Below are 12,626 nucleotides of genomic sequence, written 5' to 3' on the forward strand. Positions count from 1 at the left end.
GATTATGAGGGGGTTATAAAGGCAATGGTGTGCCCATACCCCACCAGATCACCTTCCTGAGCACAGATACTGCTGAGCACACCATTGCCGGGGGCCTGTATGGCCACGGTTATGCTCCCCAGATCAAGCATGCCCACGGTCTGCCCCTGCTGCACTGTCTGGCCGACAGTGACAAAAGCCTTGTCTGTTGCCACATCCTGTAAACGCAAATGCCCGAAATAGGGGGTAAGGATAGGCGTTGATGTGGGCTTGGCAGGTGCGGTTGGGGCAGTCGACGGCAGGGAAGGCGAGGCCACAGAGAGAGCGGACGTATTGGCGACAAGGCGCAGGCGTAGACCCTGTGCGTTTGTCAGTTCCAGTTCATGCAGGCCAGCCTGTTGCAGCCAGTGGGTGATCTGGGCCAGATCCTGCGGTGTGGGGAGTGCTTCAAACGCAGGGAGCGTTATGGGCTTTTCCATCAGGGGTGAGACCTTTTTTCCAGCCAGTGTTCAAGGTGATGAATGTCCACGCCACCTTCCAAAAAACCTGTATCCTGCAAAATAGCCTGATGGAGCGGGATGTTTGTTTCAATCCCCTCCACCTGCATTTCGGCAAGGGCGACCTGCAGGCGGTTTATGGCTTCGGTCCGGGTTGCGCCGCGGGCTATGACCTTGGCAATGAGCGAGTCATAATAAGGCTGAACCGTGCAGCCCTGCGCCATATGCGTGTCCATGCGAATACCTGCCCCACCCGGTAGCGTCCATTGTGTGACAAGGCCGGGCGAGGGCGCAAAGGAAAACGGGTTTTCCGCATTGATTCGGCATTCAATGGCATGCCCGATGGTTTGTACATCTGCCTGTTGCAGGTGCAGCGGTTTGCCCTGAGCAATTTCAATCTGGGCGCAGACAATATCCAGCCCGGTTGTTTCCTCTGTAACCGGGTGTTCTACCTGTAGGCGCGTGTTCATCTCAATAAACGCAAAAACGCCGTCTTCGTACAGGAATTCGAATGTTCCAGCCCCACGGTATCCAATGTGGCGGCAGGCCTGTGCACAGCTTTGCCCGATTTTGGCAATCAGTTCTGGCGGAATGCCGGGGGGAGGTGCCTCTTCAAGCACTTTTTGGTGGCGCCGTTGCAAGGAGCAGTCACGCGCGCCCAGCCACAGCGCGTTGCCATGCGTATCGCATAGGACCTGAATTTCGATATGTCTGGGCTTCTGCATGAAGCTTTCCAGATACAGGGTCGGGTTGCCAAATGCCTGTTGGGCTTCCTTGCGGGTGAGTGCTACGGCTTTGAGCAGGTCATCAGCCTGCCAGACCACGCGCATGCCACGTCCACCGCCCCCGCCAGATGCCTTGACAATAACTGGAAAACCGACCTGCTCGGCCAGTGCGAGAATTTTCTGTTCGTCCTCTGGCAATGGGCCATCCGAGCCTGCAACGCAGGGCACACCGGCTGCCTGCATGGTCTGTTTGGCGGTAATTTTATCCCCCATCAGGCGGATTGCGGCAGGGGTTGGTCCAATAAAGCGTATGCCTGCGGCTTCCACGGCCTCGGCAAAATCCGCATTTTCGGACAGAAAACCGTAGCCGGGATGAATGGCGCCAGCCTCTGTCAGGCGGGCTGCCAGAATAATCGCCTCGGCATCCAGATAGCTGCGTGCGGCTGCATTGGGGCCAATGCACAGGGCTATGTCGGCTTCCTGCACATGGCGGCTCTGGGCGTCTGCCTCGGAATGAACGGCAACCGTTTCCAGCCCGAGCTGGCGGCAGGCCCGCTGGATGCGCAGTGCAATTTCGCCACGATTGGCAATAAGAACACGCTGGAAATTCTTGGGTTCTGTCATGAAAGCCTCATAAGGGGCTGCTCGGCCTCCACTTCCTGACCATCCTCAACCAAAATGGCCTCCAGCCTGCCCGCACATGTTGCCTTGATGGGTGTAAAGACCTTCATGGCTTCAATCAGTCCTACCTGCTGGCCTATGCTCAGCGTATCCCCAACAGATACAAAGGCAGGTGCATCGGGGGAGGGGGCTAGGTGGAGCGTGCCATACAGGGGAGCGCACAGGGTGTGTTCCCCCGTTGGGGCTGGAGCAGGTCCTTCTGCTGGCAGTGGCGTGTGCGCAATGTCCACCTCTGGTGCAGAGGTGGGGTGGTGGGGCAGGCATGCCGCGCCATGGAGCGGGGCATGGCTGGCAGTCCGCGTGATCCTGAGCGTGCATGCACCATCCGAAACGTCAAGTTCCTGTAATGGTGCTTGAGAAAACAGGTCAATCAGGGACTTGAGCGCTTGAATGTCCATGACGTTCAGGGCGTGCCAGTGGTTTTTTTGGCGAAGTTCAGCCCGCCTACAACCTGCATGGTTGGCAGAACCTCCATAAAACTGACATTCATGCGCTGGGGGGAGCTTACGGCAAATGCAATGGCGTTTGCCAGGTCTTCGGGCAGCAGGGAGTCATATTCGGCAAAGAAGCGGCGCTGTGCTTCTTCCATATCCCCGATAAGGCGGCCAAAGACTTCTGTTTCCACGCGTGCGGGAGAAATTTCGGTGACGCGGATTTTTTTTCCAAACAGATCACAGCGCAACTGCTGGGAAAGCGAATGTACACCCGCCTTTGTTGCGTGGTAAACAGTATTGCCCCCGGCAAAGGCATAATGCCCGGCAATGGAACTGATGTTGATGATATGGCCACGGTCACGTGCCATCATGCCCGGCAGGGCAAGGCGGGTCAGTTGCAGGACGGCGCGCAGGTTAATATCAACAAGTGCGTCCACATCGTCTTCAGTTGTGTTGGCAATATTGCCTGTGCGCGACTGGCCTGCATTGTTGACCAGAACATCAATGTCTGTGTTCTCAAAAATCTTCTGCATTGCGGTGCAGTCAGCCACGCTGGCGGCATGCACAATGCATCCTGTTTCTGCTGCCAGTTCCTCAAGGCGTTCTTTATTCCGTGCAACTGCGTGCACCTCCAGCCCAAGTTCACGCAGTTTGCGTACGGTGGCAGCACCAATACCCGAGGATGCGCCGGTAACAAGTGCTGTATGATAAGGCTGTATGGTCATGCTGCGAGATACCCCAATAAATATGTTATCGCACCGTGCTGAGATTATGGGCGATATTCCTTTATTTGTTTCAGATTAGAGATGAAATGTTTGCTTGACCAAGATGCGTTTGGTCTTGCGTCATAAGAAGATTCAATGTCTGCGCGCTGAGTGGTCAGGTCATAAGATTATTGTATGCCCTTACATTCATATAATGTTGGCGGAGGCAGGGCCTGCAGTCATATCGTTGCGAACACGATATAGACAATCAGGTTCGGGAAAGCTTCTGGTGACACGTTCTTTACATCATGCCGCATGCGTATGCTGCCTGCCCGTTTGCGGGGCTGGTTGGGCAAGCTGGAGCCGTTGCCGTGGTTGAGTGCGTGGAGCGTACTGCCCCTGCAACGGCTCTGGTTAACGGTGAGCCTGCAATCAGCATGATTGGCACCAGCGCCATGCTTTTTGAGGCTCCGGGGGAGTTCACTCTGGCGTGCCAGCGGCGGATATGGGCGCTTATGGATGTGGCCTCAATGCGTGCGGATGTGGCCGAGGTCATGCCGGGTGTTACCAACCTTATGCTCATATTTTCCACCCCGCCAGAATGCCCGGATGAGGTTGCAGCAGACCTGCGCCGTGCGTGGGATCATCTGCCGGAAAAGCATATCAAAGGGCGTCAGTTTGACATTGGTGTCCGCTACGGTGGGGAACTGGGGCATGATCTGGCGAGTGTTGCCCTGCATACAGGTTTGTCCCCGCACGAGGTTATCGCGCTGCATCAGGCTCCTGTTTATACAGTCTGCGCAGTCGGCAGTGTGCCCGGATTTGGCTACCTGCACGGGCTGGACCCAAGGCTTGCCACACCGCGCAAGACAACGCCATCGCTCAAAATGCTGGCGGGAACTGTCACCATAGGGGGTCCGCAAGCGGGGATCTCTGCCCTTACGGGCCCAAATGGCTGGAATTCCATAGGTTTTACGGATCTGGTGATGTTTGACCCCACGCGGCAGCCACCGGCCCTGTTTGCCGTGGGTGATACGCTCCGGTTCCATGCTGAAAGTATAGAGTTGTGATCCGGATTTTGGAAACAGGCATGCTGAACAGCGTGCAGGATGCCGGGCGTCTGGGTTACCGCCATCTTGGGGTCAGCACGTCTGGTGTTATGGACAGGCTTGCCCTGCAATGCGGGAATATGCTGCTCAATAACCCGGCAGAGGCTGCCTGTATTGAGATACAGACATTCCCGTTTTCTGTAAGTTTTGGCAGTCAAACAGGTTTTTCCGTCACTGGTGGTCATGCCCCCATGACATTGGACGGCAAACCCGTTCTGCCATGGTTTGCGCTTTGTGCCCGCCAAGGAGATGTTCTGCGGATTGAACGGCCGGTTGCCGGGGCGCGGATGTACCTGTGTATTGCAGGTGGGCTGGACGTTCCCGTCGTTCTTGCATCGCGTAGCACGCAGCTCCGGGGTGGGTTTGGTGGCTGGCAAGGTCGCCCGTTGCAGCAAGGTGATGAACTGCCACTGTGCAACCTCTCTTGTGTAGAGGAGGTGGGGCTTGTGCCTCCAGCTCAGGCACTTGCATTGAAGGCAGAGGGTACGGACGAAAAAACTGTCGTTCTCAGGGTTATCCCAGCAACAGATTACACGCTGTTTACAGGGGATTCCCTTAAGCAATTTGGCGCAATCGGCTGGCAGATTACCGCGCAGAGTGACCGTGTGGGCTACAGGCTCAAGGGGGGCGCTCTGCGGATGAGGGAGCCGGTGGAATTGCGCTCCTATGGGGTTGTGCCCGGGATCATTCAGGTGCCTCCATCGGGCGAGCCAATCATTCAGATGGCGGACGCCAATACCGCTGGAGGTTATCCACGGATTGCAACAGTGATCGAGGCAGATCTGTGGCGTCTGGCGCAGGCCCGTATAGGGAGTTTTGTCCGGCTGCAACTGTGCGATCATGCGCAAGGTCTGGCGGCCGCAGAAGATGTTCAGACATATCTGAAAAATGCTCAGAAAAACTTAATGCTTTACAGAAAATCCTTTAGCCGTAGAGGAGCCGGACATACCGGAAAACAAGCATGAAAATTGATTTGAATGCTGATATTGGCGAAGGTTTTGGCCGGTGGCGTATTGCGGATGATGATGCGCTGATGCCGTTAATCTCCTCCGCCAATATTGCCTGTGGCTACCACGCGGGTGACCACCTGATTATGGACCGGATGGTACGTGCGGCCAAAGCACATCATGTGTCCATTGGTGCTCACCCCGGCCTGCCTGACCTTATGGGGTTTGGACGGCGGGATATGGCGGTCAGTGCTGAAGAAATGGAAGCCATGCTGGCCTACCAGATTGGTGCGTTAAAAGGCATTGCCACCCGCCATGGTGTGCGTGTTGAGCATGTAAGCTACCATGCCGCCTTTGGTACCATGGCCAATAGTGATCAGGACCTGGCAGACAGGCTGGCGCGCGTTATTGCGGGGCTTGATTCCAGCCTTGTCATGCTTTGCATGGCGGGACATCCGATAGAAAAAGCAGCGCAAAAAGCGGGTCTGCGGGTCAGGCACCTCTTTTTGGCAGACAGGGCTTACCGGGCAGATGGAACTCTGGTGCCACGGGGGCAACCCGGCGCGGTTATTCACGAACCAGAGTTAATGCGTGAACGGATTGGTTATTTTCTCAAACAAGGTGGCGTCATTACGCAGGATGGAACAGCGCTGCCAATAAAGACGCGCTCCATCCTCCTCCATAGTGACACGCCGGGGTCAGATGTTCTGGCACGGACTATTGCGTCACAAATTATGGAGGCTGGCGGGCAAATCCTGCGTCCGGACTGATTGGCCGCGCAGGTTTGGCGCAAGACTTGAAATGTAATACTGCAAGCATAATATTTTGATACCGGAATAATATCTGGAGTAAAATAAAACGGCAGGCGGTAGTTCTGGAATATGGAATGAGGGCGACACAAATATGAAGCATAACCTTGTTCGTGGCGCTTATCTGCTGTCGCTGGCAACCCTGTTCACGGCTATGCTCAATGCCCTGCAAAAGCTCACAGGGTCTTCACTCTCTGTTCTGGAAATTGTTTTTTTCAGAAATCTCTTTTCCCTGCCATTTGTTGTGCTCATTGCATCGCGTAAGGGAATAGTGCTGAAAACGCACCATTTTTCGGGGCATGTGCTGCGCTCGGTTGTGGGGCTTATCAGCATGGTCATGACTGTTGTTGCCGTTACCCATCTGCCTTTGGCCGAGCAGCAGGTTCTGTCTTACACACAGCCTCTGTTTTTAATCCTGCTTTCCATTCCCTTCATGAACGAACAGCCATCTTTGCAAAGGTGGATTGCCGTGGCCATCGGGTTTGTAGGGGTGGTGGTTGTTGGTGCAGGCAAGGGGCTGCTGCATGGCGGTGCGGTGCATGTTCCTGCATGGGCCTATGGCGTAGCCCTTGCGCAAGGTGGCGTTGGTGCCTTGACCACAATGCAGATAAGGCAGCTTTCCACCACAGAAAAAAGCACGACCATTGCCATGTGGCAGGCAATTCTTATGACGGTTGCAACGGCTGCGGCCCTGCCATTTGTCTGGCAGAAACCCACTCTGCTCGAAGTGTTTGCTCTGGTGGCGATCGGTGCTTTTGCCGGTATTGCGCAGGTTTTGCAGACCGAGGCATTTGCATCGGCGCAGGTGTCCGCCATTGGTCCATTCACTTACTCCGGCCTGATCTGGGCAGGGCTGATCGGGTGGCTCGGGTTTAGGGAAGTGCCCGGTATAGCCATGTTCGCGGGTGGATTCCTGATTATTGGTTCAGGCCTGTGGATGCTGCGGCATGAACAAATCACTCCTAAAAAACAAGCCTGAACAGAAAGGCTTTTTTGCACGCCGTTGAAAATTCTTTTTCTGCATCATGAGGCAGATAACGCACAGGTGTTTGTAAAATGTCAGCATACAAAAAACAGAATCATCAACCTGCTATCCTGTCGCCTTTTGTTTCCTGCGACAAGGAGAAGAGTGTGCAGGTGCCGGGCAGGCAGACATCTCGTTACGTCTTTTTCTTCATGATCTTTCTTATGTACGTCATCAGCTATGGTGATCGGGCGGCTCTTTCCATTTCCCTGCCGGACCTGGGGCGGGAGTTCTCCTTGTCTTCAGTGCAGATGGGGTGGGTGTCATCCAGCTTTTTATGGTCTTATTTTCTGCTTAACCTGCCATCAACCATCATGCTTGATATTGTGGGGGCCAGGCTGGTGGGCACTTTGGCTGTTTCGGTCTGGTCTGGCGCCATGATGCTGGGGGGAATGGCGCAGAATATTTCGCAGTTTATTGCAACGCGTATGCTGCTGGGCGTGGGGGAAGCCCCAACGTTTGGTGTGGGTGCTACTATTGTGCGTGGTTGGGCGCAGAGCAAAGAGCGTGGCACGGTTATGACCATTCTCTTAACCGGAATGCAGCTTGGCCTTGCCAGTGGCACTCTGGCAGGGGCGTATCTGATTACCAAAATGGGGTGGCGGTACGAGTTTATATTTCTGGGTATGATCGGCTTTGTCTGGTCAATGGCATGGTGGCTTATCTATCGGGACAAGGTCGGGGCAGAAAAGGCGACACCACGACCCATTTCCATTCCGCAAGTTCTCTCACTTTTCAAATCCCGCACGTTCTGCGGTATCCTGTCGGTCCAGTGCACACAAAATTTTCTCAATTTTCTGCTTATGTCATGGGTTCCTGTGTACCTTATGCATGAGTTGCATATAGATGTGCTGCATTCGGGTAGCGGTACGGCTGGGTGTTATGTGCTGGGGGCTGTAGGCGCCATTATTCTGGGGCGCGTGCTGGAGCGAGCAGTCTTTAAAAACCATGCGATCCCTAGCCATAGGCGGTATATTGTTGCTGCATGCATTATGGGAAGTTCAATTATTGGAATCTTGCCATTTTTTCACGCAGAGTTTCCAATTCTTATTATTCTATCGCTTTCTCTTTGCTGCCTTATCGCCGCCAATGGCGCCAATACGGCAATGCTTGCAGACATGCTGGAAGATGGGAGCAAAATAGGATCGGTAACAGGTGTTACCCTGACATGCAGCAATGCCATTGGCCTGACAGCACCCATTGTAACAGGATATGTTGTTTCCTACACAGGGAGTTTTAATGCCGCATGGTATGCGTGTGCCATTTCCCTGATTGTGGCGGCATGTATCTCCCTGATAACTGTTCGCCAGTCGATCCGCATGGCATGACAGATGCTAAGACCATAGATTTATAGGGGTGATGCCTACCTAGGTAGGAAAAGTTCATGCTTTCTGGGCATGGACTTTTTTCTTTTATAACAGACCTGTTTTTCAAAAACATAAAAACTGAAATTGTTAGATTAGGCGATATATCAATAATCAGTATGACGCCAAAACATCACGGAAACGTATCATAACGATAATGAAATGATGTGGGCCTGACCGGCTTTTAAAGGTGATGCGATGGCTAAATTTTCCAGATTCCAACTCTCCCTTGTTGCAGGTGTTGCTTTGGGCGCCCTGATCCCGGCAAAGCAGGTTTTTGCTGCTCATTCGGTGTCTGCATCCACGGGAACAGGCAAAAGTGCTGCAAAAACAGTGCTTGTTTCCAAGACAAAAATGGCAGCGCGTAAAAAAAATGCCGCTCTTATGGCGTCGTCGGAATCGATTGATGTGGGTGGGCATTCCGTCAATTCCGTGTTTACACCCTCCACCCCACGGCACAGCACTACTCAGGTTACAATTGTAACCGGGGCTGAACTGCTTAAAACTGGTCAGACTAGTGTTCTTTCCGCTTTGGCCCAAGCTAACCCGGCCATTACTACGGCGGCACTGCCCGGTGGTGGTGCAAGCTCCTTTGTGCAGACCATGCAGCTGCGCGGGCAGTCCCCGGATGATACGCTTATTCTGGTTAACGGGCACAGGCGGCATATTGGTGCCAACTTCAACTCCAACTCAGGCACCAACTGGGGGAGTGAACCAAGTGACATTTCGCTTATTCCCATTTCCGCCATCGATCATATTGAAGTGGTCACTGAAGGAGCATCGGCCCTTTATGGGCAGGACGCCATTGCAGGGGCTGTCAACATTGTGCTCAAGCACAATACGCATGGTGGCAGCATTAACTTTAAAAACAGTGGCTATTATGCAGGTGATGGTCAGGGGCTGGATGGGTCGGCAGATTATGGCATGGCCCTTGGGCATAATGGCGGATATCTGGACCTTGCGGCTCAGGTAACGCACCAGCAGCCAACAACGCGTGGTGGTGATTTTTACGGAACTCTTTTTAACGACGGCCGGAACGAGACAGCCGATCGTGATATTCAGCGCGGTTTGGGAACGCCAAAATCCACGCTGGAAACGATCAGCGAAAACATGTCTGTACCGCTGATCAGTGATTATAATTTTTACAGCACGTCCACATTTTCGCACCGTCGTTCCAATGTGGCGGAAACTTACCGCTCAGCGACCAGTTCGTGGACCAACACCAACCTGTACCCCGATGGTAACCAGCCGTATATTGGCATGGACCAGTATGATTTTGAGACTGACAACGGGATCAAGGCCCGCAAGTTTGGTTTTGCATGGGATGCGTACATAACCTACGCACGGGACAAGCAGAACTATCGCACCATGGATTCTGAAAACGTGTCCTATCCCGACAGCACGCAAACCTCGTTTGAGGATGGCGCTTCCATTTCATCCGAAATGACAGCAGGCCTGCGCGGGTCGCGTTCGTTCCGTCCCAGTTGGGCACCAAAGCCGATCAACCTGCGTTTTGGGGCAGAATATCGGCATGATACGTTCCAGATGACAGAGGGGGAGGAGGCATCATGGTCAGGGCTTGGTGCGACCGATCACCCCGGTAACGTACCCATGTCAGCGACACATCAAAGCCGCGATATTTACGAAGGCAATATCAATCTGGATTTTTACGTGACCAAAAAGTGGGAGTGGACACTGGGGGGGCGTGTTGCCAGTTATAGCAACATGGCTACGGTAGAAACCGGCTCTATTGGCACGCGCTATAACTTTAATAAGCGTTGGGCTGTTCGGGCCAACATCAATACTGGGTATCGTCCGCCAACTCTGGGTGCGCTGTCTTACTTCTACTCTGCGCCTTACCCGGGGTATACGGTCGATCAGGTGCCATCAAGCAGTGATGTGGCCAAGTATTTTGGTGCTGGCAAAATGTCGGGTGAATACTCGCGGAGCTATTCTATCGGTATTGATGCAACACCTGTCGATGATTTTCATGTCACTGGAAATCTGTATTACATTGCCATTAATGGCCGCATGGGCAGCACAAAGTCTTTTTCTGTTGACCCGAATGATACAGCACTGAAAGCCCTTTTGGATGCTGCCAATCTTTCTACGGCTACGTCTATTTCTTACTACGCCAATCTTTATAATACCCAGACTTTTGGTGGCGATCTGAGCGCGGATTACACCTTGCATACCAAAAACATGGGCAAGTTCCGCTTTGCGCTTGGTGTTAACTTCTCGGATAATGAAATTCGTTCGGCTCAGGATAGTCTTGTTAATGAATACACCAAAATGATGGTCCTACACTCCGCTCCCAAAAACCGCGAACAGATAAGCGTGAATTGGGAAATGGGGAAATGGTCTGTTTTTGTGCAGGAAATGCGCTACGGCTCTATTATTTACATGGCCGCTCCAACGGGGGCAGGTGCGGTACCTTTTACGCAAAACCCCGGTTTTATTACAAATATGGAAGTGAACTACAAGGTCATGCCGCATTGGAGCATTGGGGTAGGGGCCAATAATCTGGGGAATAAATACCCAACCCGTGTGCCAAGCTCCATTGCCAATACGCAGCAGGGTCTCTCCAAATATGCATCATATTCCCCTTATGGATTTAACGGTGGAATGTATTACGTCAAAACATCACTTGATTTCTAAAGTGCAGATATTCGCCTGAGTATATGACGGTGTGGGAGGTAAGTCTTCCCACACTGCATTTTTTACAATCAATATTTTAAAAAGATAATCATCATGCCATCTCGCCATGAACTTATCACAGAACGTCTCCCCAATCAGCGCGTCGAACAGGATAGTCTTGGTGCATGCGCTGTGCCGTATGGCGCAAACTGGGGGGTGCATACACAACGTGCTCTGGATAATTTTCCGGTCACCGGGGTGGGGATTGGCCGATGCCCCGAGTTCATGCGTGCATTTTTGCTGATCAAGGCCAGCGCTGCAAAAACTAATGCCGCATTAGGCTTTCTGTCGCCGGAAAAAGCGGAGTGGATAGAAAGTGCCTGTAAAGAAATACTGTCTTATCCACATAAATATCAAAACGATTTTAATGTTGATGTATTGCAAGGTGGTGCCGGAACCTCTGCCAATATGAATGTGAATGAGGTGATTGCCAATGTCGGTCTGAGCTTGGCCGGGTATAAAAAAGGGGATTATGCACAGCTTCATCCGAATGACGATGTGAACATGTCCCAGTCTACAAATGATATTTATCCATCAGCCGTAAAAATTTCGCTCTGTTTTCTACTGCATGACTTCAAGGTGGCCCTTGCCACTCTGGTTGAAGAGATGATGGAGAAGGCGGAGGAATTCAAATCTGTTTTAAAAATTGGTAGAACCCAGTTGCAAGATGCAGTTCCCATGACTTTGGGTCAGGAATTTTTGGCTTTTGCAAGAATACTTGCGCCATTTATGGTAAGTATTGATGAGCAGATAAAAGACCTATCCATTCTCAATATAGGTGGAACGGCTATTGGAACCGGTATTAACTGTGACCCCCGCTATGGCACAATGGTCTGCCATACGCTCTCGGGTGTATGTGGTTTTACAGTGCAGGTGGCGCCAGATCTGGTGGCCGCAACATCGGATGTTGGGCCTTTTGTTGCCTGTTCTGGTATGTTGAAAAGCATAGCCCTCAAGCTCTCTAAAATCTGTAACGATCTCAGGCTGCTGTCCAGTGGACCACGGGCAGGATTAAGCGAAATATCATTACCTTCAGTGCAGGCAGGTTCTTCCATTATGCCCGGTAAGGTTAATCCGGTTATTCCAGAAATGGTTAATCAGGTCGCCTATATGATTGTCGGGTATGACACGACTATTGCGCTGTGTGCTGAAGGCGGGCAGTTGCAACTGAACGCCTTTGAGCCTGCTATCTGCCATTGTCTGTTTAATGGTATAGAATACCTGAAAAACGCAATGCAGATTTTAACCCAAAAATGTATTTCCGGTATTAAAGCCAATAAAGAAAACTGTTTGAAAAACTTACATAATAGCACAGGAATTTTAACAGGATTTTTGCCTGCGTTAGGGTACGATTTATGCTCACGCATTGCAAAGCAGGCATTGGAGGAGGGGAAAACTGTTTCTCAGATTCTTCTGGAAGAAAAAATTCTAACACAAAAAGACATGCAAAAGGGAATGGATGCAGCTTTTCTGGCCTCACCTTGCCGGATTCAGGTGTGATTAGAACTGCGTTGCACATTGTGGTTTTGTGTCCGAATTTTCTTTTTTGACGAATTTTTCATGCTTTTGCACAAAGTTGCAGGGCATCTTTTTAAGATAGCGAGAGGCAGAAGATGCTTGTGGCTGGTTATGATAAAGAAGAACTGACATGACAAA

11 protein-coding genes are annotated in these 12,626 nt (G+C 52.0%); 7 read left to right on the forward strand and 4 right to left on the reverse strand.

Features of this window, described 5'->3' with window-relative positions; genetic code table 11:
• Positions 1-2 precede the first annotated feature (2 nt).
• The 4 genes from HK26_RS09840 to HK26_RS09855 are packed head-to-tail and all read right to left on the reverse strand — an operon-like array spanning position 3 to position 3,041.
• Positions 3-458 (reverse strand): acetyl-CoA carboxylase biotin carboxyl carrier protein, encoded by a 456-nt coding sequence (locus HK26_RS09840; protein ID WP_086639616.1) that lies wholly within the window; start codon positions 456-458, stop codon positions 3-5.
• Positions 458-1,825, reverse strand: coding sequence for an acetyl-CoA carboxylase biotin carboxylase subunit (accC, locus tag HK26_RS09845; protein ID WP_086639617.1), 1,368 nt, complete (start codon positions 1,823-1,825; stop codon positions 458-460). The genes HK26_RS09840 and accC overlap by 1 nt, the downstream gene beginning before the upstream one ends.
• Positions 1,822-2,280 (reverse strand): acetyl-CoA carboxylase biotin carboxyl carrier protein, encoded by a 459-nt coding sequence (locus tag HK26_RS09850; protein WP_086639618.1) that lies wholly within the window; start codon positions 2,278-2,280, stop codon positions 1,822-1,824. The genes accC and HK26_RS09850 overlap by 4 nt, the downstream gene beginning before the upstream one ends.
• 5 nt (positions 2,281-2,285) lie before the next feature.
• Positions 2,286-3,041 carry an SDR family oxidoreductase gene (locus HK26_RS09855; protein WP_086639619.1) on the reverse strand — a complete coding sequence of 252 codons (756 nt, stop codon included), beginning with the start codon at positions 3,039-3,041 and terminating at the stop codon, positions 2,286-2,288.
• A 416-nt stretch (positions 3,042-3,457) separates the two neighbouring features.
• Here HK26_RS09855 and pxpB point away from each other — a divergent pair, with 416 nt between their 5' ends.
• From pxpB to HK26_RS09890, 7 genes are all read left to right on the forward strand, one after another.
• On the forward strand, positions 3,458-4,090 hold the full coding sequence (pxpB, locus tag HK26_RS09860) for a 5-oxoprolinase subunit PxpB (protein ID WP_086639634.1): 633 nt from the start codon (positions 3,458-3,460) through the stop codon (positions 4,088-4,090).
• Positions 4,087-5,094 (forward strand): 5-oxoprolinase subunit C family protein, encoded by a 1,008-nt coding sequence (locus HK26_RS09865; RefSeq protein ID WP_086639620.1) that lies wholly within the window; start codon positions 4,087-4,089, stop codon positions 5,092-5,094. The genes pxpB and HK26_RS09865 overlap by 4 nt, the downstream gene beginning before the upstream one ends.
• Positions 5,091-5,846, forward strand: a complete 756-nt coding sequence (locus HK26_RS09870; RefSeq protein WP_086639621.1) for a LamB/YcsF family protein — start codon at positions 5,091-5,093, stop codon at positions 5,844-5,846. Before HK26_RS09865 ends, HK26_RS09870 begins: the two co-directional genes overlap by 4 nt.
• Before the next feature lie 133 nt (positions 5,847-5,979).
• Positions 5,980-6,864 carry a DMT family transporter gene (locus HK26_RS09875; RefSeq protein ID WP_086639622.1) on the forward strand — a complete coding sequence of 295 codons (885 nt, stop codon included), beginning with the start codon at positions 5,980-5,982 and terminating at the stop codon, positions 6,862-6,864.
• A 197-nt stretch (positions 6,865-7,061) separates the two neighbouring features.
• Entirely contained in the window at positions 7,062-8,237 is a 1,176-nt protein-coding gene (locus tag HK26_RS09880; RefSeq protein WP_086639623.1) for an MFS transporter, read from the forward strand.
• A gap of 234 nt (positions 8,238-8,471) precedes the next feature.
• Positions 8,472-10,931, forward strand: a complete 2,460-nt coding sequence (locus tag HK26_RS09885; RefSeq protein ID WP_086639624.1) for a TonB-dependent receptor plug domain-containing protein — start codon at positions 8,472-8,474, stop codon at positions 10,929-10,931.
• A 93-nt stretch (positions 10,932-11,024) separates the two neighbouring features.
• Positions 11,025-12,470, forward strand: a complete 1,446-nt coding sequence (locus tag HK26_RS09890) for an aspartate ammonia-lyase (protein WP_086639625.1) — start codon at positions 11,025-11,027, stop codon at positions 12,468-12,470.
• The last annotated feature ends 156 nt before the right edge of the window (positions 12,471-12,626 follow it).

The sequence above is a fragment of the Acetobacter okinawensis genome, from assembly GCF_002153655.1.
GTDB classification, from domain to species: domain Bacteria; phylum Pseudomonadota; class Alphaproteobacteria; order Acetobacterales; family Acetobacteraceae; genus Acetobacter; species Acetobacter okinawensis_A.

Excerpts from the sequence above, each read along its gene's own strand:
- HK26_RS09840 (WP_086639616.1), bottom strand. The coding sequence starts at position 458 with ATGGAAAAGCCCATAACGCTCCCTGCGTTTGAAGCACTCCCCACACCG.
- accC (WP_086639617.1), bottom strand. The coding sequence starts at position 1,825 with ATGACAGAACCCAAGAATTTCCAGCGTGTTCTTATTGCCAATCGTGGC.
- HK26_RS09850 (WP_086639618.1), bottom strand. The coding sequence starts at position 2,280 with ATGGACATTCAAGCGCTCAAGTCCCTGATTGACCTGTTTTCTCAAGCA.
- HK26_RS09855 (WP_086639619.1), bottom strand. The coding sequence starts at position 3,041 with ATGACCATACAGCCTTATCATACAGCACTTGTTACCGGCGCATCCTCG.
- pxpB (WP_086639634.1), top strand. The coding sequence starts at position 3,458 with ATGATTGGCACCAGCGCCATGCTTTTTGAGGCTCCGGGGGAGTTCACT.
- HK26_RS09870 (WP_086639621.1), top strand. The coding sequence starts at position 5,091 with ATGAAAATTGATTTGAATGCTGATATTGGCGAAGGTTTTGGCCGGTGG.
- HK26_RS09875 (WP_086639622.1), top strand. The coding sequence starts at position 5,980 with ATGAAGCATAACCTTGTTCGTGGCGCTTATCTGCTGTCGCTGGCAACC.
- HK26_RS09880 (WP_086639623.1), top strand. The coding sequence starts at position 7,062 with ATGATCTTTCTTATGTACGTCATCAGCTATGGTGATCGGGCGGCTCTT.
- HK26_RS09885 (WP_086639624.1), top strand. The coding sequence starts at position 8,472 with ATGGCTAAATTTTCCAGATTCCAACTCTCCCTTGTTGCAGGTGTTGCT.
- HK26_RS09890 (WP_086639625.1), top strand. The coding sequence starts at position 11,025 with ATGCCATCTCGCCATGAACTTATCACAGAACGTCTCCCCAATCAGCGC.